Origin of the sequence: Neobacillus sp. KR4-4 (assembly GCF_042136325.1) — a bacterium.
Classification (GTDB): domain Bacteria; phylum Bacillota; class Bacilli; order Bacillales; family Cytobacillaceae; genus Neobacillus.
The window spans coordinates 175,024-200,200 of sequence record NZ_JBHHJU010000004.1; the positions used below are offsets into that span (position 1 = coordinate 175,024).

28 protein-coding genes are annotated in these 25,177 nt (G+C 38.4%); 2 read left to right on the plus strand and 26 right to left on the minus strand.

From position 1 onward, the window contains the following. Window positions 1–28 precede the first annotated feature (28 nt). The 25 genes from ACE198_RS05990 to ACE198_RS06110 all read right to left on the minus strand — a co-directional run bounded on the left by ACE198_RS05990 (window position 29) and on the right by ACE198_RS06110 (window position 23,219). Window positions 29–211 carry a hypothetical protein gene (locus ACE198_RS05990; RefSeq protein ID WP_251456834.1) on the minus strand — a complete coding sequence of 61 codons (183 nt, stop codon included), beginning with the start codon at window positions 209–211 and terminating at the stop codon, window positions 29–31. A 53-nt stretch (window positions 212–264) separates the two neighbouring features. After that, window positions 265–516, minus strand: coding sequence for a DUF2535 family protein (locus ACE198_RS05995; RefSeq protein WP_098571958.1), 252 nt, complete (start codon window positions 514–516; stop codon window positions 265–267). A gap of 306 nt (window positions 517–822) precedes the next feature. After that, window positions 823–1,563 (minus strand): twin-arginine translocase subunit TatC, encoded by a 741-nt coding sequence (tatC, locus tag ACE198_RS06000; protein ID WP_251456836.1) that lies wholly within the window; start codon window positions 1,561–1,563, stop codon window positions 823–825. Between the two features lie 159 nt (window positions 1,564–1,722). After that, window positions 1,723–1,917 carry a twin-arginine translocase TatA/TatE family subunit gene (locus ACE198_RS06005; protein ID WP_098571956.1) on the minus strand — a complete coding sequence of 65 codons (195 nt, stop codon included), beginning with the start codon at window positions 1,915–1,917 and terminating at the stop codon, window positions 1,723–1,725. Window positions 1,918–2,125: 208 nt separating this feature from the next. Beyond that, on the minus strand, window positions 2,126–2,620 hold the full coding sequence (locus ACE198_RS06010; protein WP_375374981.1) for a dihydrofolate reductase: 495 nt from the start codon (window positions 2,618–2,620) through the stop codon (window positions 2,126–2,128). Next, a complete protein-coding gene (locus ACE198_RS06015; RefSeq protein WP_375374982.1) occupies window positions 2,617–3,411 on the minus strand; it encodes a thymidylate synthase in 795 nt (264 codons plus the stop codon). The genes ACE198_RS06010 and ACE198_RS06015 overlap by 4 nt, the downstream gene beginning before the upstream one ends. Window positions 3,412–3,465: 54 nt before the next feature. Beyond that, on the minus strand, window positions 3,466–4,173 hold the full coding sequence (locus ACE198_RS06020) for an anthrax toxin lethal factor-related metalloendopeptidase (RefSeq protein WP_251456842.1): 708 nt from the start codon (window positions 4,171–4,173) through the stop codon (window positions 3,466–3,468). A gap of 130 nt (window positions 4,174–4,303) precedes the next feature. Next, window positions 4,304–4,882 carry a TerD family protein gene (locus ACE198_RS06025; protein WP_375374983.1) on the minus strand — a complete coding sequence of 193 codons (579 nt, stop codon included), beginning with the start codon at window positions 4,880–4,882 and terminating at the stop codon, window positions 4,304–4,306. A gap of 35 nt (window positions 4,883–4,917) precedes the next feature. Continuing rightward, complete coding sequence (locus tag ACE198_RS06030; RefSeq protein WP_098571951.1) at window positions 4,918–5,529, minus strand: TerD family protein; 612 nt, start codon at window positions 5,527–5,529, stop codon at window positions 4,918–4,920. Between the two features lie 29 nt (window positions 5,530–5,558). After that, window positions 5,559–6,662: a toxic anion resistance protein gene (locus tag ACE198_RS06035; protein ID WP_375374984.1), complete on the minus strand. Its 1,104-nt coding sequence runs from the start codon at window positions 6,660–6,662 to the stop codon at window positions 5,559–5,561. A gap of 3 nt (window positions 6,663–6,665) precedes the next feature. After that, complete coding sequence (locus ACE198_RS06040; protein WP_375374985.1) at window positions 6,666–8,303, minus strand: YceG family protein; 1,638 nt, start codon at window positions 8,301–8,303, stop codon at window positions 6,666–6,668. A gap of 459 nt (window positions 8,304–8,762) precedes the next feature. Continuing rightward, window positions 8,763–9,563, minus strand: a complete 801-nt coding sequence (locus ACE198_RS06045) for a hypothetical protein (RefSeq protein WP_375374986.1) — start codon at window positions 9,561–9,563, stop codon at window positions 8,763–8,765. After that, window positions 9,560–10,681: a cysteine protease StiP family protein gene (locus ACE198_RS06050; protein ID WP_375374987.1), complete on the minus strand. Its 1,122-nt coding sequence runs from the start codon at window positions 10,679–10,681 to the stop codon at window positions 9,560–9,562. Before ACE198_RS06050 ends, ACE198_RS06045 begins: the two co-directional genes overlap by 4 nt. Beyond that, window positions 10,662–12,038 carry a phosphoribosyltransferase family protein gene (locus ACE198_RS06055; RefSeq protein WP_375374988.1) on the minus strand — a complete coding sequence of 459 codons (1,377 nt, stop codon included), beginning with the start codon at window positions 12,036–12,038 and terminating at the stop codon, window positions 10,662–10,664. Before ACE198_RS06055 ends, ACE198_RS06050 begins: the two co-directional genes overlap by 20 nt. Next, window positions 11,989–13,176 (minus strand): HpcH/HpaI aldolase/citrate lyase family protein, encoded by a 1,188-nt coding sequence (locus ACE198_RS06060; protein ID WP_375374989.1) that lies wholly within the window; start codon window positions 13,174–13,176, stop codon window positions 11,989–11,991. The genes ACE198_RS06055 and ACE198_RS06060 overlap by 50 nt, the downstream gene beginning before the upstream one ends. 75 nt (window positions 13,177–13,251) lie before the next feature. Beyond that, on the minus strand, window positions 13,252–14,037 hold the full coding sequence (locus ACE198_RS06065) for a TerC family protein (protein WP_251456857.1): 786 nt from the start codon (window positions 14,035–14,037) through the stop codon (window positions 13,252–13,254). Between the two features lie 80 nt (window positions 14,038–14,117). After that, the gene (locus ACE198_RS06070; protein ID WP_251456858.1) at window positions 14,118–14,699 is read right to left on the minus strand and encodes a TerD family protein; all 582 of its coding nucleotides are present in this window, start codon (window positions 14,697–14,699) and stop codon (window positions 14,118–14,120) included. Window positions 14,700–14,799: 100 nt separating this feature from the next. Further along, entirely contained in the window at window positions 14,800–15,393 is a 594-nt protein-coding gene (locus ACE198_RS06075; RefSeq protein ID WP_375374990.1) for a YpjP family protein, read from the minus strand. Window positions 15,394–15,544: 151 nt separating this feature from the next. Continuing rightward, window positions 15,545–15,979: a BrxA/BrxB family bacilliredoxin gene (locus ACE198_RS06080; protein WP_098571941.1), complete on the minus strand. Its 435-nt coding sequence runs from the start codon at window positions 15,977–15,979 to the stop codon at window positions 15,545–15,547. Window positions 15,980–16,042: 63 nt separating this feature from the next. Then, window positions 16,043–17,176, minus strand: a complete 1,134-nt coding sequence (locus tag ACE198_RS06085) for a conserved virulence factor C family protein (RefSeq protein WP_375375059.1) — start codon at window positions 17,174–17,176, stop codon at window positions 16,043–16,045. 10 nt (window positions 17,177–17,186) lie between these two features. Beyond that, window positions 17,187–19,076, minus strand: a complete 1,890-nt coding sequence (locus ACE198_RS06090) for an ABC-F family ATP-binding cassette domain-containing protein (RefSeq protein WP_375374991.1) — start codon at window positions 19,074–19,076, stop codon at window positions 17,187–17,189. After that, on the minus strand, window positions 19,073–19,720 hold the full coding sequence (locus ACE198_RS06095; protein WP_375374992.1) for an HD domain-containing protein: 648 nt from the start codon (window positions 19,718–19,720) through the stop codon (window positions 19,073–19,075). The genes ACE198_RS06090 and ACE198_RS06095 overlap by 4 nt, the downstream gene beginning before the upstream one ends. 292 nt (window positions 19,721–20,012) lie before the next feature. Then, the gene (locus tag ACE198_RS06100) at window positions 20,013–20,861 is read right to left on the minus strand and encodes a DegV family protein (RefSeq protein WP_375374993.1); all 849 of its coding nucleotides are present in this window, start codon (window positions 20,859–20,861) and stop codon (window positions 20,013–20,015) included. Between the two features lie 129 nt (window positions 20,862–20,990). Continuing rightward, entirely contained in the window at window positions 20,991–21,512 is a 522-nt protein-coding gene (locus ACE198_RS06105) for a hypothetical protein (protein WP_375374994.1), read from the minus strand. Window positions 21,513–21,530: 18 nt separating this feature from the next. Then, window positions 21,531–23,219: a formate--tetrahydrofolate ligase gene (locus tag ACE198_RS06110; protein ID WP_375374995.1), complete on the minus strand. Its 1,689-nt coding sequence runs from the start codon at window positions 23,217–23,219 to the stop codon at window positions 21,531–21,533. 242 nt (window positions 23,220–23,461) lie between these two features. Here ACE198_RS06110 and metA point away from each other — a divergent pair, with 242 nt between their 5' ends. Together metA and ACE198_RS06120 are read left to right on the plus strand one after the other, a co-directional pair. After that, window positions 23,462–24,370, plus strand: coding sequence for a homoserine O-acetyltransferase MetA (metA, locus tag ACE198_RS06115; RefSeq protein WP_375374996.1), 909 nt, complete (start codon window positions 23,462–23,464; stop codon window positions 24,368–24,370). A gap of 114 nt (window positions 24,371–24,484) precedes the next feature. After that, the gene (locus ACE198_RS06120) at window positions 24,485–24,694 is read left to right on the plus strand and encodes a DUF3892 domain-containing protein (RefSeq protein WP_251456872.1); all 210 of its coding nucleotides are present in this window, start codon (window positions 24,485–24,487) and stop codon (window positions 24,692–24,694) included. Window positions 24,695–24,726: 32 nt separating this feature from the next. On the opposite strand, the gene mntR is transcribed toward ACE198_RS06120, so the two are convergent. Continuing rightward, the gene (gene mntR / locus ACE198_RS06125) at window positions 24,727–25,149 is read right to left on the minus strand and encodes a transcriptional regulator MntR (protein WP_026563854.1); all 423 of its coding nucleotides are present in this window, start codon (window positions 25,147–25,149) and stop codon (window positions 24,727–24,729) included. Window positions 25,150–25,177: the final 28 nt, after the last annotated feature.

Sequence of the window (25,177 nt, forward strand, 5' to 3'; positions counted from 1 at the left end):
ATACATCACTTTTGATGATTTTTTAAAATTAGGCTGTGTTAAACTTGTCTGTTGATTTCCGTTCCAGGCACTTCGCTTTCCGCGGGCGTGCCGGGGAGCCTCCTCGTCGCTTTGCTCCTGCGGGGTCTCCCCTGCCCCGTACTCCCGCAGGAGTCTTCGCGCCTTCCACTCCAATCAACAGAGTGCTAAAATCAACATTAACCTTTAACACAGCCTAAAATTAAAAAGCACCGCTGGGGGAATCCCTGCGATGCTCTGAATGCATTAAGCGTTATTCTTTAATTCTCCTATTTTAAACAAGCGTTCATAATCAGGCCATTTCATGATCTTTTTCAAATAATCTTTAAAGGAATAGCATTTTTTCAAGCTTTTTTCCTCGTAGAGCGACGTAACATACGTCTGTAAACGGACTTGGATCATAAATTTATAAGCGCTATCTTCCTCCAATACAGGAATTTCAATAATTTTAACCTTCTGTCCAATATCATTTTTGAACTCTAGGCTCTTGAATAACAAAATATCAATCCTCTTTTTCACCCGTTTGTGTATATTATACACCCAATGCGGTTCGAAATGTGTCTTATTCTGCTTGGAATGAGAAATATTTATGAATTTTTTAATAGTCATTAGTTATTACCCAATAATAAAAACAGGTCAATATGATGGGCTGGTTTTCTCATCAAGGTTGGTTAAAATAGAAGACTTTCATGAAAACCGTAACTACTTTAAATTTCAGTCCTGGATGAAAGAACTGAACAATTGCTAAAAAATTGCCCCCATTCCTATTGAAATGAGGGCTCACTTTTTGCTATTCCAGCTTATTTACGCTTCAACCATTTCTTCTGTTTCCTCTTCTTGCTGCTTTTTCAACCGTTTACGGTAAACAAATTTTGATAGATTAATGCTGATTTCATAAAGCAATAAAAGTGGTACGGTTACCACAAAATCAGACATAAAGTCTGGTGGCGTGATGACGATCGCGATAATAATAAGCACGAAGTAAGCATATTTACGAATTTTTGAAAGAACAAACGGATTGATAATACCCAGCGAAGTTAAAAACATAACAACAACTGGAAGTTCAAATAATACCCCGAATGGCAGCGTCATGTTTAAGATAAAACTAAAATATCTTTCGGCTGTGAAGTTTGTGACAAACATATCTTTACCTATGTTCACTAAAAAGTCTAACACCATAGGGAAAATGACAAAATATCCAAAGGCTAGTCCAATAATAAATAAGAAAAATAAAGCTGGAACATAGGAAAGGGTTATTCTTCTTTCATTCGGTTTCAATGCTGGTCTGACAAACAGCCAAATTTGTAAGGCGAGGACAGGAATGGTTCCTGCCACGGCAATTACGGTTGCCAGCATAAAATAGATCCACATAATATCACTAGGGCCGAGAACTAGTAATTTTTCATTTCCAACAAACCATTTATAGATATCATCAACATAAATAAAACCGACAATAAAAAAACCTACAAAGGCAAGTGCAGAAATAATAATCCGTTTGCGCAGTTCTTCTAAATGATCCACTAAATTTAATTCTCTATCATCCATGTACTTCCCCTGCCATTATCAAAAGATTAAAAAAGAGCACGTGCTTGTACTCTAGGTAAAACAACTTCAGTTATGATTATATACGAAATGTACCATGAACTTCCTTAGTCAAAAGGATATTTATAAAGAAGAAAAGGCGTAAGACGGAAATCTCACACCTTATTTAGTCAAGTTTTTCTTTTCTTCATCAATGTCGCTCATTACATCATCTGTGAGTTCACGAGTAGACTTTTTAAATTCCTTTAAGGTTTGTCCGAAAGCACGTCCGATTTCTGGAAGTTTCTTAGGTCCGAAAATAATTAATGCAAGTGTTAAAATCAAAATCAATCCGGGTACTCCGATATTTGAAAACATGGATGTACAGCCCCTTTAATTGTTATATTATTGCTACTATGATTATATTACCTAAAATTCAATTTAGGTAAGTTATCATCAATAATTCATAGTAATTTCACAATATCAACTAAACATCATTGTAATATTTAGTATTTCTTATCACATTATAAATTACTACTGACAATTTAACAATTACAACTAGTGAAGTCAATCATTTATTTGTTATTTACACATTAGACTTTCGATTATATATTCTAAACTCATAATCATATGGATTTTTATCATCTCTTAGGCCTTTTTCAAGAGAAGCTAATTCCCATTCGCTTGAATCAAACTCAGGAAAAAATGTATCACCTGCAAATTTATCATGAATAAGCGTAATGTAGAGCCGGTCAGCAGCACTGAATGTCTCTTTGAATATTTCTGCTCCGCCAATCACAAAGATTTCATCGTATTGCTTTTTGCAATACTTAACAAACTCCTCAACGGAGGTAAAAACCTTACAATCTTTACTGCGGTAATCAGCCTGGCGGGTGATTACAATATTCTCTCTGCCAGGAAGAACACGGCCAATGGATTCATGCGTTTTTCTTCCCATCGCAATTGGGTGGCCCATTGTAACCCGCTTAAAGAACTTTAAATCCTCGGGTAAATGCCAAGGAAGTTGATTATCTTTCCCAATCACTCTATTTTCGTCCATCGCGACAATAAAGGAAATCATACACTAACCACTCCTTTAATATGTGGATGTGGGTCATAGCCTTCAAGTGTAAAGTCTTCATACTCAAAAGAGTAGATATCTTTAACGGACGGATTTATTTTCAGGACAGGCAAAGCACGAGGCTCTCTCCCCATTTGTAACTTTACTTGTTCGAGATGATTTTGATAAATATGAACATCACCGAATGTATGGATAAATTCGCCTGGTTCTAGGTCACATACCTGTGCAATCATCATTGTTAGAAGCGCATAGGATGCAATGTTAAACGGAACGCCAAGAAAGACATCTGCTGACCTTTGGTACAGCTGACAGGACAATTTACCGTCTGCCACGTAAAATTGGAACATGCAGTGGCACGGTGGCAGCGCCATGTTGTCAATTTCCGCCACATTCCATGCATTTACCAGCAGTCTTCTGGAATTAGGATTTGTTTTGATTTGTTCGATGAGTTCGCTAATTTGATCAACAGTTTTACCGTCAGCCCCGGTCCATGACCGCCATTGGTGGCCATAGACCGGACCCAATTCACCGTTTTCATCGGCCCACTCATTCCAAATACGGACGCCATTCTCCTGTAAATATCCAACGTTGGTATCTCCGTTTAAAAACCAAAGTAGTTCATAGATAATTGATTTTAAATGCAGTTTTTTCGTAGTCATGAGCGGAAAGCCTTCCGCTAAATTAAATCTCATTTGGTAACCGAAGGTGCTAATCGTGCCCGTACCTGTTCGGTCGCCCTTTTCGTTTCCATTTTCAAGGACATGCTTACATAAATCTAAATATTGCTTCATCCCGGACAACTCCCTTATCGCACATATTTATCTATTTTAACAATCAAAGACTCATTAGTGAAGCGATAGCTGTTTCATAAATTGAAATGTTTTCGGTGCTTTCATTCGTAATAGTTCTTTTGAATCAGAATTTAAAAAGTACATTGCGAATGTTTCTGCAAAATATTCCTCTGGATATTGAAAATAGCTGTTTCCTGGAAATAATTGTTCATGTTCATTTTCCAACAAATTCATAAATTCTTTCGAACCACTAATTTCATTGAACACATAGTGATCGATGGAATGCGCCAGTTCATGTAATTCCAAATTTATCGAACCGTGGCCTTGTCCTTTATCACTCGCACCGATTTTAACTAATACCACTTTAGAACCACCAATTCCAGGGACATCATCCCAAGTTACATTATTGGTATACCCCCTAGGAATTTTCCCTTTCAGGTGACTTGCCGTTGGATTATCCGTAAGTTTTCCAGTAAATAATTTCATGCTGATTCCGTTATTAATTATTTTTTCTAATATAGAGTCAGGAATCGAGTCAATTCGGTTAATTATTTCTGCTGCTTCTTTTTGATCAAAACTTTGCTTAGGTAAGACAATAATTTGATCGAGGAGTGATAATGATTGATTGACTTTAAGTGATTGGTAGAGCAGTGAATTCGTAGAATAATCACCAAGCAAAACACCGGCACCAGAAGCCTGCGAAGTAGTGATTGATGATAGAAACAAACCAGCGATTAATACTGAAACGATAGTTTTTCGCACCCTATCATCCCCTTGTCATTCATAGATTACTTGAATTATAACATGGGAACACGAATGCGGTTTCAGAAAATTATATGGAATTACTGGATAAAAAAAGGGAAGAAGCTGCCATAACGGCAGCTTCTTCAAGTTACACTTCTAAACCATAATTTCGGCAAAGGGCTGCTAATCCACCAGCAAAACCACTGCCAATTGCGTTAAATTTCCAATCACCATTATGACGATAAAGTTCACAAAATACCACAGCTGTTTCGACGGAAAAGTCCTCGCCAAGATCAAAGCGCAATACCTCATTCTCCGTTTCTTCATCAACAAGACGGACAAAAGCGTTAGAAACTTGACCGAAATTCTGAAATCTTGCATCCGCATCATGAATGGTTACTGTAATGGCGATTCGCTGTATATGTGATGGAACTTTACTGAAGTCAATCTTGATCTGTTCATCATCGCCGTCACCTTCACCTGTTCGATTATCTCCTGTATGTTCCACTGAACCAGAAGGGTGAACGAGTTGATTGTAAAAAATAAAGTCCGAATCGTTAACGACTCTTCCATTCGCATCAGCTAAAAACGCCGATGCATCCAAGTCAAAGTCATTTCCGCCATGATAACGATTTGTATCCCAGCCTAGGCCCACTATTACTTTCGTTAAGCCTGGGTTTGTTTTTGTTAAATCAATCCTTTGCCCTTTAGACAAGTTAATGCCCATAAGGAATCACCTCTATTCGAACGTTTTAACGATACTTAACTAAAGGAACGAACGACTTCACTAAGGCTTGCTGCATTTGTCCCACTTCCAATAGCTGCAAACTTCCATTCATTGCCGTGACGATAGATTTCTCCTGTCACAAGGCAAGTTAAACCGCTGTAATTGTCTGTTAGGTTGTAGTGAAGTAACTCTTGATTATTTCCTGGATTTACGACCCTGATAAATGCATTTTTAATCATTCCAAAATGCTGCTTCCTCTTAACACAGTCATAAATATTTACAACGAAAACAAGTTTCTGAATATTGGCCGGAACACGGCTTAAATCGATCATTACCTGCTCGTCATCGCCGTCACCATCGCCTGTTAGATTATCTCCTGAGTGTTGTACACTGCCATCGTTGCTTCGCAAGTTTCCAAAGTATACAACATCCTTGTTGTTTTGAAGCTTATCGTTTGCGCCCAGCATAATTACTGAGGCATCACAGTCCACATTAGCTGCACTGCCACCGCCAAACAAACCTCCGAATAAGCCGCCGCCACCGCCGCTTTGAACTGGATCCCATCCTAAACCGACCATGATTTTAGATAATCCCGGATTGCTTTTTGTTAAATCCACACGCTGACCTTTTTGTAAATTGATAGCCAATTTAATCACTCCTATTAAAAATTTTTATATTAAGATTGTTTCAATTTTTTAAAGTTATCTTGCAGCTGCTCTAAACGTTTGGTGCCTTCAGCCCGCATTCGTTTATTTTCTTCTTCAATAGCCTTGGTTTCCTGCATACCCTTTATGATAATGTTCCACGATTCTTCAATCGTCTCAATTTTAATACTTGGACCACCAGCTAATCTCGCAATATCGGTACTTTGCTGCGAAATGTTCTGCGCATTCTTAAGAAGCATTTCGTTTGTCCTGCGGTCTAATTCACTCATCGAATCAGCCACTAGCTTTTGTCTTTTTGCTGCCATCGCTTGAATTAACCCATTCTTAAAAATCGGAATGGTCGTGACAAATGCCGAATTAATTTTGCCAATCAGTTTCGTATTTCCTCTTTGTAAAAGACGAATCTGAGGAGCAGTTTGCAGAGCAACCATTTTTGCCATTTCCAGATCATAGATGCGCTGTTCCAATAACTCAATCACATTTTTGAGCGAGTCCAATTGCATGGAAGCCATCTGATCACCAGCAGCTGTCCGGGCTTCAAGCTGTGGAAGTTGATTATTCTTTAATTCCTCTACTTTTATTTCACCCGCAACAATATATTTTTCAAGGGTCAAATAGTATTGATAGTTTTGCTCATACATTTGTTCGAGCATATTGGTTGAATCAACCATTTCATGCTGATATTTTGATATTTCTATGTATACCTTGTCAATTTCTGAGCCCATGGTTTGGTACTTGCCAAACAGCTTTTCGACCATCTTTTCACCCTTTTTAAAGAGCTTTCCGAAAAGTCCGCCTGACGTCTTTTGAAAGTCCTTTGCATCAAACTTTTCCATGATGCGGCCCAGTTGCTTAAGTAGCTCCCCTGAGTCCTCTACTTTCGTTGTCCGCATATTATTTAGGATCTGGTCAGAAAATCGGGAAATTTGTACAGCAGGTTCCTTCCCAAACTCTAGCACTTGAATCTGGTCACGTTCATCAATGGTACGGGCCAAATTTTGAATTTCTGGTTCTTTCCGAAGTGCAAGTTTAATGTCAGAGACTTTTGTTTCTGTGAGGATGTCATCTGCACCTGCTGGCGTTAAGCCGCTTGATGGATTAGGCGTAAGATTCACTTATTAATCTCCCCTTAAATTTTTTAAGATTCCTTGGAAAAGCCCTTTTTTGAAAATGGACGGTTCCTTAAACTCCAATTCAAAAACAACATCTTCGAGCCAATGCTTATCAAATAACAGGTCGTCAAGAAAATTTTCAATATCATTATGGCCTGGAGGATTATATAGGATGATATCGATCCCAAATTGATTTAAAAGTAAAAGCAGTGCTGCATCGGATCTTGTCAGCATACCGGCTAATTCATTATTGAAAATGATTAACTTCGGTACATGTTGAGAGTAGTCAAATTTCTCAATCAACTGAATAATCGGTTTAGGCATAAACAAGGCCTGCGTAAATAAATACATTTTTACGTCTTCTATCGTTTCCGTTGGCAGGGGCTTTAAACCTGGTTTATCACATATTCTTCTGACTGCGTTAGCAATTCCTTTTTGTAAGCCGGTGGAAAGGAATGAGTAGGGCCAATAATGTGACTTCATCATGATTTCAGGGTTAATCAAGCCGTCCTTACCGTGGGCATTTCGATAATGAAAGCGAAAGTCACTCGTGCTTTCCATCGTGATTGGCAATCGTCGAATCAGTAAACTATGTTCTAATTCACTCAGTGATTGCAAGCGGTCCCAGTACTCTTTACGATTCTTACTCACTCCCTGAACCTTAGCAAAGATGGAAGGAATTTTAACTTGTCCGTTCCCCACCTCAAAATCAGGCCGAATCATTGCTATTTCTTTGCCAAGGATAAAAAGTTCATCATACGTGGTTTTTAACGTAATTGAAGACGGTGTGTAATCCCTTAATTGCCATGGCTTGTAAAGGCCAGAACCCTCTTGGTTTAAAATGGTCTCAATTTCTTTGGAAGCACGGTAAGCAACCGTTGCTTTACGAGTCCGCTTTGCCCTAGGGAATGGTTCTGCAAGGATGCGATTAGGGTATTCATGAGAGAATACTGCCTCTTGAATCATCCCTTCCAAGATATCCTTACCTTCAGGATGAAAAATGACCAGATCACAGCCTAGCTTTATTAAATAATATAAAAAATATTGGTGACTTTTCTTAAAATCGCCATACCACAAAAATTTGGGCATTTCTTTTTGTGGATCGCACTTTTCCAAAACTGGCTCTAAATGATTGATAGACCATTTCACAAGATCAACCAGGACCCGCCTTAAATCATGGTTAACTAACCCGTCTTTTTCACTCTTAGCGAACATCTCTAATGTTGCAATCATCGCTTCGCGCAGTTTCCGATGTATAACTGGGTTCCTTGATTTCAACAATAGCTGTTCCCCTTCAAGAAAAGCGGTAAATCGGTTGATGGACAGCTTTTGTTCTCGATGGATATTGATGACCTTTTGAATGGATTGAAAGTGATGGTTATTAATCGTTTTATCCAGTGATTCTTCACTTAATAAATGCAAATCCCATTCCGGATTATTCACATAATCAAAGAGCTCGTTATAATAGTGGTCCTGGTCGATAGGTATTCCAAGGAACTTCCCAATTACTTGCCCAATGTGAATAGTGCCATTTTCTAATGAATAATTTGGCCGCTCTGGCAATGATTTCTTCAGCAAAGCCTGCCAATTTTCATATGAAAGGGCAACAGGTTGGACCTTTAACTGATTATATGGTGGATTCATTCATAATCCCTTCCCTCTAGAAGCGAAAGCTTTTTTTTAAAGCGTTTAGAAAATTATGTAAGGTTTCCATAACATCATATCACAGTTATTTAATTGGTTCATTTGTTTATACGAATCTCCTTAAAAAATGTTTCATTCTACAGGTATTTCCCTCATTTTTCACCTTTTTCCTTGTCCTTACATACTATTGAGTACTCACACTAAAGTAGGTGACTCAAGTGCGTTTTTTATATAAGCGGCCGCGGACAGAGCAGATACAAGAGGAATTAAATACTGTTATGGATGTAATGGTATCCGATCTTTTTGTTTATCTAGATTTATTTGTGTTCAGTTTCATCTTTACGTTTCTACTATCTCCAATATTGCAATCATTAGCCTTGTCGGTCCTATTCTGTTTAGGAACGTATAGTATATTTTCCTGTGTTTATTTTTTCATTTTTACTCGAAAAGAGAAAAAGATTAAACTGTAAGACGAAGCAGTTGTAGAAATTGCAGGATAATTTCCTCCCCTGCAACGATCCCCTTATTTTTTGTCAGAGTATAATCATTGGTGCCTGACACCCTTGCCAGTTCCCCATGGGCCGGGACAAAACGATAGAGGCAGTTTTTTAGGAAGTCCCAATCTAGTATGGAATCACCCGCACCAGCCAATACTTTCAATCCTTCTCGTTTTGAGATAAATTCAAGTGCGTCCCCTTTGTTAATTGCTCGAGGGATAAGGTAGAGTTTTCTCCCTTGTAAGGATATTCTCCAACCATTTAGAACTGCCACTTCATGAATTACTTGGAGATCAGAAGCAGGTGGAAGACTGTTTAAAACGAAATAGAAAAATAAATTCTCCGCCTGCTTCATTTGCCCATCAAATTGGAATCCTTCCTTTTTTAGCTTAGCAAGCAGTTCATTTTGAGGAACTGATTCCTCCGTCATACGGTCGATAATATGCACTGACCAATCTTTCAACAACAAACCCTGATAAATGATATTAGCCCCATTTGAAGTGATTGCATATTTAATTGGAATGTCATCCTTAAAAATATGAAAACGGTTAAATTGTTCTGTTGTTCTTGTGGTAACAGGAATAAATAAACTATTCATTGCTAACTCTTTTAATGCTGAAAAGGATGTTTCAGTCATATAGGCAACCCAGTTATCATCTTTTCTTTCAACTGGTTTAAGGACGACCGGATCATCGTTACCCAGATCCTCGATCGCCCGTTGCGAATAAACTATAGTACGGTCTAGGTCAGATGCAAAAATCATGGGTTACTCTCCTTAACCGATTTAATTAAGCCGCAGCATAAATACTTTAAATTTGGATATGGTACAACTTCTACTCCCTTTTCTTCTGCGAGCATCAGAATATGTTTGACGAATGGACTTGAAGGATCCCGCATCAGAATTTTCCAAGGAACCCTGCGAAGTAATACGCGCGTGGTTTCTCCAACACCTGGTTTAATAAAATGAGGGCTTTCAATTCCAAATTCAGTTTGAATTCGTTTGACGTCCTCCATCCCTAGGAATCCCGTTTCTATTCTTTCGTCAACCATGTTTCGAGCGACTCCAGCCGCTTCCTCCGAAATGCTTTCAAATTCCCTACTAATCAAATCAATATATTCATTGGAAACATCGATGGAAATCAATTCCTGGTAATACTTCGCTCCATGGAAATCATCCTTGCTTATATATTGATCATTTAAAACGGTTCTGCTTACCAACCCAGATACGGTTGAGTTAAGACAAGCACTTGGGATTAAAAAATCTTCCCTTGTTCCAAACAATGTCGTACAGTAGCCGGGGTCGGCAATGACTGCCAATGTGTCATCCAGTGAGACCCCATATTTTTTTTTGAACTCGTGACAAGCTTTTGTCAATTCTTTCGAAATGGCCCCCTTACCCGTCCACCCATCAACAAACTGAATTTCAGCATTAGGATGTTGAGTTAAAATGTACTTTAAGGCATTTTCATCGATCCCTCTATCACGAATGATAGATATACTATAATGCGGCACTGAAACATGGTAGTTCATGTGCATATATCTTTTTATCAAAATTCCAACCGGTGTTCCTGCACGTGCAAGGGACACTAGCACGGTCTTATCACCTTTCGATTGATAGATTCGTTCGGACACAATCCCAATGCATAAGGCCACTTTTTGCTTATACTCCTTGAGAGTGGACCAGAATAATTCCACATAGGCTTTTGGCGGCTGGTACTCAATTGGTAATGATTCACTGTAGTGAACACCTGATTGAACCTGTATTTCTCGATTCTCAGTGGTATCCTCTAGGGAAATCTCACTTAAATCCTTTAATAGAAATTGAACGTCCTCCACTTTATAACTTCCAATGCTTGCTGGTTTATTGGTTGTGCTTTTCATCTTGTTCCCCTCGATTATTAGAAAAATAGACAAGCTTAATCATCTTTATTTGTAATTTTTCCAGTTCCTTCAGGAGCGGCTGTAAACTCTCTAATTCTACTTTTCTTTCCATAAAGATAAATAGTTCATCGTAGAATCCTGGTGGGATGTTGTAAACAAAGTGTGTAATCGATAGGTCTTCCGGATTTGGAAAAGATACACCGAACCTTGCCCCATAACCCACTTTGTTTTCGATGAAGATAGGGCTGCGGGTGGTCGATTGATAAAAAACCCCATTGCCCATGAGAGATGCGAGTTTCATGGGAAGATACATAAACTCTCCCGTTCCTAAGCAAAGAGTCTTATTCCCCGATCTTTTTTGATTCAATTTCGCCGCAGCTAGAGAGGCTATATGGTGAAGATTATTATTTTCTGAACTACTCAGACCAAATCGACCTGTTTCGTAAATAAATGCTGATTGATTCATTGGGTTATCCACTGATAAGGTTGTTTTCGAAAAAAAAGAAGATATGTCAACCCATTCTACGGTTGCCTTAGCACACTCTTTCCTTTCGGTGATTGGCGAGTGGTTTGCTATTTCTCGCATCTGCTTCACCTGTACCGTACCCGTTATCAAACTTACGACATTAATTTTTATACCAAGTTCCTGTTGAAACTGTTGAAATCTTTTTCGATCTTGTTTTGAACGCCAATCCAAAATGGAAACGATCGTATAAAAACGTCTCGGGAATTTATTATGAATGGATTTGATAATATTTAAGGCCGTTTTACCAGTGGTCAATTCATCATCAACAAGGATTATTTCTCGTTCATTTTGAATCATCTCTAACGGAATATAGCAGCGGTGGGATGTTGCATGAGAATGCTCTTCTTCAAAGGTAATTTCCGGTCTCAACTGCTTGATTTCTTCCCGAGTGGTATGGAAATATTCGGCGTTTTGAAAACAATCAAAGAAGGCATGCCCCAGTGCTGTGGCCGTTTCAGCAAAGCCAATCACTACTGGACTAACATGTGTAGGAATAAACGCACTACTCTTGTATAATTCTTCTCTATTAAATGAGGTTAATAGTTTCTCCGTTTCTACATATTTGATTCCCTGAACCATTTCTAAATATCTGGCACCTAGGAGGGCAGCAGTCAACAGCCCTTTATGGGGATTTATCGGGATATGTTTACCAAGCACCTTACTTACGAAAAGGAACGAACGCTTCTTATTTATCCTTGCCGCCATGGTGAATAACTCTTGGATGGATAACTCATACGGATTTTTAGTCACTTCTATCCCGGTTTCAATCGATTCTAAAATATTATACGTATACTTCTTTTTTAATAAGGTCGATGGTTGTGAATTCTTCATGCAGCACCCCGTATAACTTTGATTTTAAGATGGTTTTCTTAGCCCAATAATAGTGAGGTTTAATCTCATTCATTTTATTTTCAAAATTACTTTTCATTACACCAATTTCCCCTGTTGTTGCTGCAATGATATTGCTGGCATCAATGAATTCTTCGTAGGAAACCACATTAAGGGCTTGAACGACTTTGATATGTGTAGGATGGATGATCGTTTTTCCAGTTAGCCCGTTTGCGATATCCATGAGGATTTCCTGAATTAATCCATCCATATGATCATCAATTAACTTCGCCCGCCATTTCAGCCCTTCATCGCCATACCTTTCACGAAAAGGGGTTTGCCTTAACTGTGGCTTGAGCATTCTTTTTTTTGAAGAAAAATACTCCCAGACAGGACCAGAAACAACGTAAGGACTGTCAAAACGTTGAAAGACATTGATTATGTCAGAAATGCAATCTCTCAAAACAGCAATATCATACACCGTTGTATCTGCACTTCGGCGTATTCCATATAATCCACTAAAATCGGTCGCCCCAATCCGGACATTTAGAATATGTTCCTTGAAGCGATCAAGCAGTTTTTTTATACTTATTAATTCTTCCATTCTTGTTTCTTTTTGGATGACCTTAGCTGTCTCCAAAACCGGCATAGCATAAAATGGATGCTGATTAGTATGAATTCGACTTACCTCTAATAATAGTTCTTCACCTGTTTCGGCGCTGAATTTTGGAAGCACTACCCCTGTTAGAAGATGAATGGCATCAGTTAATTGAGCGGTTACCCTTTTAAACTGCTCGAGATTTCGAATTCTGATAAACATTAGTGGGAGATCCCTATAGCTTAGAAATCCCTTATTAATTTCTGCATGTAACATTACCAATTCATGGATGAGCATTGCCTCCGCATCCATTACCTCGTGATCCCCTACGGCATCTTCCAAGTCGATGACAAGAGAAGTTAATCCTTCATGCTTTTTAGATAATATTTCTTGATGAATATTAGGGCGTGTTGCTGGCATATAAAGAGTAGCTCCCAAACCATAGGATAGGAGTTCGAGGTTAGAATATTTAGTAAATGTCTGCGGTTTTTGATAGAAGAAGCGTTTAATTTCATCCTCGTAAAAGTATGTAAAAAATTCCATAACCAATTTCTCCTCTTTTAAAGCTAAAAAATAGAGGAGACGGACTCTCGTCAGCTCCCCTTTTTAATCAATAGTTTATGATTGGTTTTGTTTACTGGCTTCTTTCTTTTTATTCATGAAGTGAACAATAAAGGTAGCGCCAAATGTTATAGCGAGAATGATAAAGAAATGTAATGATTCAATATGAATGTTAAATAACGGTAAAGTTAATGCCATCTTAATAGAAATAATCAGGATTAAGATATAAGCAGTGGTTTCAAGTTCTGGAATTCTGTCAATTAAGGTAAGGAATACACCAGCGACACCTCGCATCATTAACACACCGAGGATACCACCTACAAACAGAATCCAAACTTGGTTGCTGACCCCAAATGCAGCAAGAACGCTATCGACGGAGAAAGCAATATCCATTAATTCAACAGCTGCTACGGTTCCCCAGAAAGTTCCAAATAAACGGATTAGTAAACCACCTTGATTAATTCCTTCTGCTTCCTCTTCATCATGACCAGTATCGCCTTTTCGCTTATCGATGAAATACTTAATCGCCAACCAAGCTAGATACGCTGCCCCAAGAGCTTTGATGACCCAAAACTTGATTAAGTATACTCCAATTCCAATTGCGATAAATCGGAATATATATGCTCCTAATAAACCGTAAAACAAAGCTTTTTTCCGCTTTTGAGGCTCCAAGTGTTTCACCATTACGGCTAAAACAAGAGCATTATCTGCAGAAAGCAAACCTTCTAAAATAATAAGTGTTCCAATAAGTCCCCAGCTGACCGGATCTACTAATATCTTACCCCACATATCTAAATCAAAAAATTGTGCATATGTGTCCAAGATATGATTAATAACTGACATTTAGAATAATTCCTCCCAAGTTGTTAAGAAAGTTTTTGTAAAAAGACCCAGTATGAAACTGGATCTTTTACAATTAATAATTAACCAATTTGTAAGCCGAAGTCTGTAGCAAGTGCTGCTAATCCGCCTTGATAACCGCTGCCGATGGCACTGAACTTCCATTCACCATTGTGGCGATATAATTCACCGACAACAATGGCTGTTTCAATCGAGAAGTCCTCACCTAAATCATAGCGAATTAATTCTTCCCCATTAGCTTCATTATAGATACGGGCATAGGCATTTGAAACCTGTCCAAAGTTTTGGTTTCTGCTATCGGCATCATGAATTGTAATAGTAAAAGCAATGCGTTGAATATTAGCAGGAATCGATGTAAGATTTACTTTTACACCCTCGTCATCACCATCGCCAGCGCCTGTTCGATTATCACCAGTATGTACTACAGCACCATTTGCCCCTTGAGGATTATTATAGAAAATAAAGTCAGTTTCATTCGTTACTTTCCCATTTTCCCCCAATAAGAAAACGGAAGAATCTAGGTCAAAATCATTGCCGCCATCATATTTGTTCGTGTCCCAACCTAGTCCAACGACCACATTTGTTAATCCTGGATTGGTTTTTGTTAAATCAACTTTCTGACCTTTTGATAAACTTACTGCCATTTTTCATTCCTCCAATTTAAGTAATAGTCTATTTACGAGTTTGTCATAAAAAGGTTTCAATTATTATAATAAATTTTTTTTGTGCTTATTAGCAAATCACTTAACTCATCCATTTGGGTGGTGTATTTTTAGCCCAATAAATGGCGCCCAATTCATGGTGGTTCTGAAAATCATCGTGATAGGTGTGATAATGAAAATTAAACCAGTAGCCTTCTTGTGGCGGATTATCCCGTCTCACATGGAAACGAAGGACATCTTTATCAGTACCTCGATTTTTAATATTAAATATTTTCTCCGAATGGCCTGCTCCGGGTTGTTCTGTAATAGTGAGATTTTTTAAATCTTCTTCAGGAAATTGAATGGCCATTTCCTCAAGCGCACTTTCGATATTCGGTAAAATAATTTCTTTAAATTCATTTTCGATGACAGGTTTTATTTTGGTACCAAATTTCTGATAAGACTGGATTTCTGCTAGTTTCATCAGATCTTCTATAAATTTGTCTCTATTAAACTCGGATTCTTCCTCAAAATTGTTCAGTTGTCCATATGTATTTTCTGCTGACGGCGATTCAAACGCATCAAGATCGGTGAAATTCTCTGCTTTTATATGGTCCATTAATTGTGTTGGTGTAACAAGTCCAAATGTTAAAACGGATACTAGTACAAATAACGTTTTACGGACCCAATTATTCATTATTAATCACCTTATTCTTTATCAATTTTCTATTATTATTTCAAATTAGTTACTATAAAAATATTATACTGCTTTTTTCATATAATTGGAAAAATTTCCGTCTTCAACACAAAAAAAAAAAGAGGATGTCGGCTGACATCCTAATTAATAATTAACAATGGGCTTCGAATGCCCCAAGTAAATTATGCATTACTGATTCCATCGGCATTCCTTCAATATCATGTCTTGGAATAAAATGAACAACTTGTTTATCTTTTAATAATGCCATTGAAGGAGATGATGGTTCAATTCCTTCAAAATACTCACGCATTTTTGCGGTTGCTTCTTTATCCTGTCCAGCAAACACGGTTACGATATGATTCGGTTTTTTCTCGCTATTTAGGACAGCTTGAGTTGCCGCAGGACGAGCCAACCCAGCCGCACAACCGCATACGGAATTTACGACAACAAGCGTTGTACCACTCACATTTTCCATAAATTGTTCTACCTCTTGTGCTGTTGAGAGCTCTTCAAAACCGGCTCTTGTTAATTCTTCACGCATCGGTAAAACCATTTGTTTCATATATTCTTCATATGCATTTGACAATTTTAATCACTCCGTTTCGGTTCATCCACTTTAGAATACCTAATCTACTGCTTATTTGCAATTTTATTCAACGCTCTTCCTGGCTTCCGTCATCTGCTTCCAAACAGAACCCTTTGCTTCTGAGCCGCCTTCTATTCTTTCGATTGCCATTTTTATTTGCAAACTGACTTCAAACTCCGAATCATTTTCGGCAGCTTTTAATGCTGGAAGTGCTTTTGCATCGCCTGCTTCATATAAAAACATAGCTGCCCGCCAGCGGACAAGCTTGCTTTTATCCTGTAATGCCTGCATCATTTCGTCTGTGGCTTCCGAAAAGCCTAAATCTGATAGACAATCACCTGCCGTCCTGCGAACAGTCACCGATTTATCTTTCAGTGCCTTATATAGTAACGGCAGTACTTTCTTTTCCTTGATCATACCGAGGTAAACGGTTGCTAACCTTCGGATCGAAGCCTTTTCGTCGGATAATGCTTTTTCAAGGACAGGTAAATCCTCTAATTCAGGGTCATCCATTTGTTCCAGAACCTGATAGCGAATTTGCCAATCCGGATGATTTAACTCTTCTACCGATACTTTTTTGCGTTTTTTACTATATTTTTGTTCCGGCTTAGGATCTGTGGATTGAGCTTTTGCAACCAATTCTTCAAGCCGTACCTCAGGATAGGCGGCAATAAGTTCGTCCACCACTTCCTGGCCGATCTGATCAAAATCTCCATAGCGGACGCCTTGATTTTGCCACTTTCTAAGTAAAAGATAATGGTCATCAGGCAGCTGTGCCCGTTCTCTAGCGTTTAAAAAGTATTCCGGCATGCCAAACCGCTTTTCAGTTGTGCCGTCCGTCAGCTTTACTTGGATGGGTATATCTTTAAACATTTGGATTTCAACTTTGATCTCACCAAAATGTTCGTTGATCTGATTGTTTCGTTTAATTTCCTCAGCTTTTTCTCCAAATGCTTGGCGTACTTGCGGCAATAATTCCTTCCAATCATATTTCGCATTTCGTTCAATGGCAAGGAAATCTGCTACATGATAAACACCTTTTATACCATCAATTTGAAGGATGGCTTGAATCCTAGCTGGTGCATCGGCAGCAGTTTCTTTTTTATAATTATGGCTTTTCCCCATGGGAAGTTCTTCATCTAGTATGATTTTCATTGTATTTGGACTTGGCGTTGGTTCAATCGCCTTAATTCTCAACACGATCACCTCATTCCTTTTCCGCAAGTTCGGCCAAGTATGACCAGCGCTCAATTAAATGCTCGAGTTTCTCGTTCAATTCAGTTTCTTGCTTCATTAAATCTTGTGCCTTGGTAAAATCACTGCCTGTCTTTGCCATTTCAGAAGCTATTTCTTCCAAGCGGGCTTCGGTTGTCTCGATGTCTTCATCAATGGATTCCCATTCTTTTTTCTCTGAATAGGTCATTCTTTTCTTTTTTTCTTTTTCAATTGGTTTTGTTGGCTTAGCGGTAACAGTGACTGTTTTTTGTGCCTCTAATGCTGCTTCCTTTTCAAGATACTCTGTATAATTTCCATAAAAGGATTCGATTGCCCCTTCCCCTTGTAAAACGAGAAGCTGCTCAGCTACCTTATCTAAGAAATAGCGGTCGTGGGAAACTGTAATCACCACTCCTGGAAAATCCTCTAAATAATCTTCGAGAACGGTCAGTGTCTGTGTATCAAGGTCATTGGTAGGTTCGTCCAATAGAAGCACATTTGGTGCTGTCATTAGTATTTTCAATAAGTACAAACGTCGTTTTTCTCCACCCGATAACTTGCGGATTGGTGTTCCGTGCGTAAATGGCGGAAACAAAAAGCGTTCGAGCATTTGGGCCGCTGAGATTGTTTTCCCATCCGAGGTATTTACTACTTCGGCTGTCTCTTTAATGTATTCAATCATCCGCTTATTTTCATCCATATCTTCACTTTCTTGGGTATAATAAGCGATTTTCACCGTCTGCCCCATGACGAATTCCCCTTCATCCAGCGGGATTTGTTTAGCAAGAATATTTAACAGTGTTGATTTACCTGTCCCATTTTTCCCGATAATACCTATTCGATCCCCAGGCTTCACAAGCAAATCAAAGTGATGTAAGATCGTTTTTGGTCCAAATCGCTTGGATGCATCCTTCAATTCGAAAACCTGTTTGCCTAATCGGCTGCCATTTAAAGTGATATCAAGTTTCTCAGCGGTTGGCTTTCCACTTGAAACCTTATCATCGAGCTCTTCGAATCGTTGAATTCTGGCCTTTTGTTTTGTTGTTCTTGCTTTTGCACCGCGCCTGATCCACTCAAGTTCTCTTCTGAAAAGATTTTTTCTTTTTTCAAAAGTCGCAGCCTCATTCTCTTCACGAATCGCTTTTGCCTCTAGAAAGGCCGCATAATTGCCTTTATAACTATATATTTCCCCGCCATCTAATTCAAACATTCGATTGGCCACTCGGTCCAGAAAGTAACGGTCATGTGTGACAAGCAAAATCGACCCGCTATATCTACTTAAGTACTCTTCCAGCCACTTCACTGAATCAAAATCTAGATGGTTGGTTGGTTCATCTAAAATAAGTAAATCTGGTTCAGCAATCAAAACTTGTGCTAATGCGACACGCTTCTTCTGACCACCGGACATCTCACCAATTCTTTTTGTAAAATCTTCTATTCCTAATTTCATTAATATTGATTTGGCATTCGTGCTCGCATCCCAGGCATTTAGTGCATCCATCTGCTTTTGCAAACGAAAAAGGTCTTCTTGCACTTTTGTGTCATTTGGTGAAGCGGAAAGGTCCAATAAAGTTTTTTCATAGGAGCGCATCAGTTTTAAGATGGGTGCTTCCCCGGCAAAGACTTGTTCAAGGACGGTTTTATCCCCATCTAATTCCGGTTGCTGGTTTAAAAATGTGATTGAATAATCTTTGCTCGTGATGAGTTTACCTTCGTCCGGTGTATCTAGTCCCGCAATAATTTTTAAAAGTGATGATTTACCGGTCCCATTGACCCCGATTAAACCGACGCGTTCTTTTTCCCCAATTGTAAAGGAAATAGAATTAAAGAGTTGTTTTTCCCCATATGTTTTTGAAACATTTTCAACTGTGAGCATTTTCATACTTGTCCATCCCATTCTTGGTAAAATTGTCCTAAAAATGTGACCATCATTTGTTGACGACTTTCTGCCATTTTTCGTGCCGTATCTGTATTTAGTAAGTCTTTCAATTTAAGCAGTTTTTCGTAAAAATGATGAACACTTGTTGATTTCCCTTTTCGATACTCTTCTACCGTCATTTCATTTCTTACTGAAATGCTCGGGTCATAGATGGATTGCCCTTTTTTGCCGCCGTAGGCAAACGCCCTAGCAATCCCAATGGCTCCAATCGCATCTAAACGGTCAGCATCCTGAACAATTTTTGCTTCAATCGTGGACAGTGTTGTCGTTTGTCCACCCTTAAAGGAAATCGTTGCGATAATTTGTTTTATATGTCTTTTATCATTATCTGTCAGCGGTAAGGTTTGTAAAAAGGATTCCAGTTTTTCTTCCCCTTTTTCACAGCTTTCATTAAGCTTTTCATCTGATATGTCATGGAGGAGGGCCGCCATTTCAATAATGAACGGATTTCCTGCCGTTTCTTCCTTGCAAATATGTAGGGCATTTCTTCGAACACGGTCCACATGAAACCAATCATGGCCAGTAGCATCTTCCCCTAATTCATTGCGGACATAATTTTCTGTTTGTTCTATCATTTGGTTTTTCATTTTCTCGAACACCCACTTTCACCCTTGCTATTTTATCATGAAAAACAAATAAAAAATAACCCCGAAGAAACGGGATTATTTTTTATTTGCTTGACGTCCACTTTTTTTCTGACTTTGCGATTTGGTATTACCAATCTGAAATTCACTGCCGAGTTCGATATCATTTCGTTTGTCTTGTTTTTCAATTTGCTCTCTTGTTTGATTCGCATTTTGTCTACCCTGCTTACTAATTGTGCATCTTCCTCTCATTTAAAATTAAATGCAAAATTAGTATGCTCCGTTCAAGAAAAAGTTATTTCAACCCATTGTGCCAGCTAATCCCCAGCGTATTTTCACCTGCATGTACACCGATTACCGCTCCTAAGGGGCAATGTACTATCTCTAATTCAGGAAATTCCTTTTTGATTTCATTTTCCCAATTGGAAGCCTGTTCCTCATGTAATCCATATAAAATATATACTTCTTTAAAGTGATGCTGCTGATAGGATGATCGTAAATAATCCAATATTTTCTCTTTCGCCTTTTTCTCGCTTCTTGCTTTTTCTTTTACATTTAATGCTCCGTCTACGATGGATATAATTGGTTTAACATTAAGCATACTGCCAAGAAAGAATTTCAAGCCTGACATTCTGCCACTTCGGTGGAGTTGTTCTAAACTGCCTACAAGCACATATGTCTCGTTCGTTTTCTTAATTGTTTCAAGTTGATCGACTACCGATTCAAGACTAGCACCAGCTTCTAGTAAGGCTATTCCCTTTTTAAGCAAGGCAGTCATCGGATAAGTAAGAATGTTAGAATCTAACGTGGTAACCGGAATATCTACCAATTTTGCTGCCTGCTCACTTGAAGATACCGTACCACTTAACTTTCCAGATAAAAGTACGGCAACCACATGATCATAATCCGCTGACAATTTTTCGTATAGTGCCTGAAATGCCCCAATAGAAGGCTGTGATGTTTTTGGAGGATTTTTAAGCTGCTTTAAGCGATCAAATAATTGGGCAGATGTTAAGTCAATCCCATCTGAATATTCCTCTCCATCAAGTAAAATTGTTAAGGGTATTGTATATAAATCCGGATGATTTCTTAATTCATCGTCTAAATAGGCAGTGCTATCTGTAACCCATGCCGTTTTGACCAACGTCATCTCCCCTTTTTAATCATTTTAAATAAGTATGTAAATTAATCGTACATAAAAATTAGAATATTGTAAATATTATAGGAACAATAACAAAACCAGCTTCCAATATAAAAAGCTGGTTTTGGATTTTCAACTAATTTCCTCGTTTAGTCTCTTTAGCGTTGTGATAATAAACTCCGTCATTTCGACTAAGTCCTCAATTTGGTCTTCATGAATCAGTCTGTCAAATTCAATCGTTATTATAAGAGAATGAGCTGGGTCAATACTTAACGGGTCATAGAGAACATTTTGATTTATTATTCTGGTCGGTCCCCAAATATCCAATAGAAGGGCTTTGAGTGCGGAATAGTCTAAGTCCAATTCCTCTTTGGCTGCAATAAATTTCAGACTTAACATACATCCTGCCTGCTCCTCTGATTGTATAGATGGTAAAAGCTCGGCTGCTAAATTAAAAAGACCTGATTTCAGTTCAATTGTTGCTTTTACCTTTTTTTCGGGTAATCGAAATGTCATGTCAAATCTTCGCGACATTTTAGCCATATTAATGGAATCGTTTCGATCGGTAATAACGATTTCTCCACTAATATCCAGATCATAAAGAGCCCCTTCAATCACTACTTTCATATTATCAAATGCGGTTGGATCAAACATAAACTTTCGACTCTCCTCTTAAAATAACCCGATTGCATTCCCGTTTTCATCGACATCCATATTTAAAGCTGCAGGTTTTTTTGGCAAACCTGGCATCGTCATGACATCTCCTGTTAAGGCAACAATAAATCCGGCCCCAATTGAAGGTTTAAATTCCCTGACTGTCACACTGAAATCCGATGGCCTGCCTAACTTTGATGGATCATCAGATAAAGAATACTGAGATTTCGCCATACAAACGGCCAAATGGGACCAGCCAAACTTTTCAAAATCAATTAACTGTTTTTTTGCTTTTGATGAAAATTCAACATCGCTTCCGCCATAAACTTTTTGAACAATCGTTCGAACTTTTTTCTCGATCGGATCAGATAAGTCATATAGCGGTTTAAAGTTATTTTTTTCCTTGTCCATGACAGCTAAAAGCGTATTAGCTAAATCAATCCCGCCTGCTCCACCTTTTTCCCACACTTCAGTTAAGGCAACAGGAACATTTTCCCTTTTACACCACTCAAGTAATGTTTCTACCTCCTGCTTGGTATCCGTGATGAATTGGTTAGCGGCCACAACAACTGGTAATCCAAAGCTCTGAATGGTCTCAATGTGTTTCTTTAGGTTCGCAAAGCCCAGCGTTAATGATGGAATATTTTCATTTGCTAACTCGCTCTTCGCTACACCACCATGCATTTTCAAGGCACGAATCGTTGCAACAATAACAACAGCTTCCGGTTTAATACCCGCACTTCTCGATTTTATATGTAAAAATTTCTCTGCGCCTAAATCAGCACCAAACCCTGCTTCTGTAATAACATAATCCGCTAATTTCGCTGCTGTGGTTGTAGCAATTACACTGTTACATCCATGGGCGATATTAGCAAATGGACCGCCATGAATTAGTGCTGGCGTGTGTTCAATTGTTTGTACAAGGTTGGGTTTAACCGCATCTTTCAACAATAATGTTAATGCACCTTCAACCCCTAGGTCTCCAACAGTCACCGGATTCTTATCAAAATTATAAGCAACCACCATCCGTGATAACCGTAACTTTAAATCTTTTAAGTCTGCAGCTAAACATAGAACCGCCATAATTTCTGATGCGACCGTAATATCAAAACCATCTTCCCGCGGCACTCCTTGAAGAGGACCGCCAAGTCCGATGATTACTTTTCTTAAGGCTCTGTCATTTAAATCAACCGCCCGTTTCCAGACAATTCTACGTTGATCAATGTTAAGTTCGTTACCTTGTTGGAGATGATTGTCGATTAATGCTGCGAGGGCATTGTTTGCAGTCGTTATCGCATGAAGATCTCCAGTAAAGTGTAAATTGATATCTTCCATTGGCAGTACTTGTGAGTACCCACCACCAGTCGCACCGCCTTTAATACCCATTGTAGGACCTAGGGAAGGCTCTCTTATGGCAATCATTGTTTTTTTACCAATCTTATTAAAAGCATCGGCTAGCCCAACCGTCACGGTCGACTTTCCTTCGCCAGCCGGTGTTGGATTAATAGAAGTGACAAGGATGATTTTCCCACTTTCCTTTGTACTCAGTTTAGCAAGAGCTTCGTTAGAAATTTTGGCCTTATATTTACCAAAGAGCTCTAAATCATCCTCTTCTAGACCAATTTTTTCGGCAATTTCAACAATCGGTCTCATCTTTGAGTCTTGTGCAATTTCAATGTCTGATTTCACTATTGTATTTAATACCACCTTTATCCCCCGCATTCAGCATTAGAATTGACCTACGGTTTCATTGTATCAAAAAAGCGCTTTCAATCCGATTGCCAATTATGAACAAATTATTATCTTTTCTGAAATTACAATAATGTTTATAATATTATTATTAAATATTTTAAATATTCATTGACATTTTGTCGTATATAGTAGTTATATTAATGGATGTAGTATGAAGTAAAACACCTGAAATTAAACCAGAAAAAGGGGATGGTCACTTGCCAATTAACATTCCAAAACTTCTCCCAGCAAGGGAAATTCTTGAAACAGAAAATATCTTCATCATGGACAATGAACGTGCAATTACTCAGGATATCCGACCGTTAAATATACTTATTCTGAATTTAATGCCTGAAAAAGAAAGAGCAGAAACACAGCTTTTACGATTATTAGGAAACTCACCCTTACAAGTAAATGTAAACTTTTTAAAAACGAATTCTTATGAATCCACCCATACGAGTAAACAGCATCTCGAACAATTTTACACGACCTTTTCACAAGTGAAGAACCTGAAATTTGACGGGATGATTATTACTGGTGCCCCGGTGGAGCTGTTAGAATTTGATCAAGTGAAATATTGGTCAGAGTTAACAGAAATAATGGATTGGGCCAATGAAAATGTCACTTCGACGCTACATATTTGTTGGGGAGCCCAAGCTGCACTGCATTATCATTACGGAATTGGGAAATTTGAATTACAAAGAAAATGCTCCGGCATTTATGCCCACCGGATTTTTGAACAAAATGATATTTTGCTGCGTGGTTTTGATGATCAGTTTTACGCGCCACATTCTCGTTATACAGATGTTTCGATTGAAGCAATTAAAAAGAATTCACAATTAAAATTATTAGCTGCTTCCGATGATGCAGGAGCCCTATTAATTGCATCGCAAGACAGAAAGCATGTGATGATTACCGGACATTTAGAATATGAATCAGATTCTCTTGCCCAGGAGTACGAAAGGGATGTGAAGAAGGGGCTTGAAATCCATATTCCCGAAAACTACTTCCCAAATAATGATCCAACGCAACCTCCTATAAATCGCTGGCGGTCCCATGGCCACTTATTCTTTTCAAACTGGCTCAATTATTATGTCTACCAAGAAACTCCTTTTTTTTGGGGTTAATAGAAAGCATCGGAAATTAAACCTCCGATGCTTTTTTTAGTTTATTTTTTGTAAAAATAGAAAGAATATAGAAAAAGTAAGAGCACCAAAAAATAGCTAAAAGGGAGAGTTTTGATGGAATCAATCGTCGCACTTCATCGCAATTACAATGGTGATATTATTAACTTCGTTACTTCTGAGGGTCGAATCATCTCGTATCGAAAAGCGTTACAAGAGGCCGAAGAGGGTCTAATCCAAGGGGTCCAGGCGATTGAGGAACACGGGAAAATGTCTTTAATACCAGAGAGCAGCCAATCTTTTGACCAATTCCCTGATTTATATTAAAAGCACCTAGCGTAATTCCGCTAGGTGCTTTATTATTCATTTTCATTCTGTTTTTGAATTTCATTTAATGCATCAATTCGCTTTTGATCCTCTTCAAAAAATTGAACCAAGTCACCGATCCGATCGATGGAATCCCAACTTAAATGGTGCTCAATCCCTTCGACATCGTTATAAATATTTTCATCTTTTACACCAATGATTTTTAGGAATTGTTCTAGCAAATCATGTCTAAAGACAAGGCGTTTACCAATCTTTTTACCCTTTGTTGTTAACACAAGACCTCTATATTTTTCATAAACTAAGTACTCATCTTTATCAAGCTTTTGCACCATTTTCGTTACTGAGGAGGGATGTACAGACAGCGCTTCGGCAATATCTGAAACCCGAGCGTATCCTTTTTCTTCAATCAATATATATATTTGTTCAATATAATCTTCCATACTTGGTGTTGGCATCCCATACCCTCCAAAAAAATTACTCAAC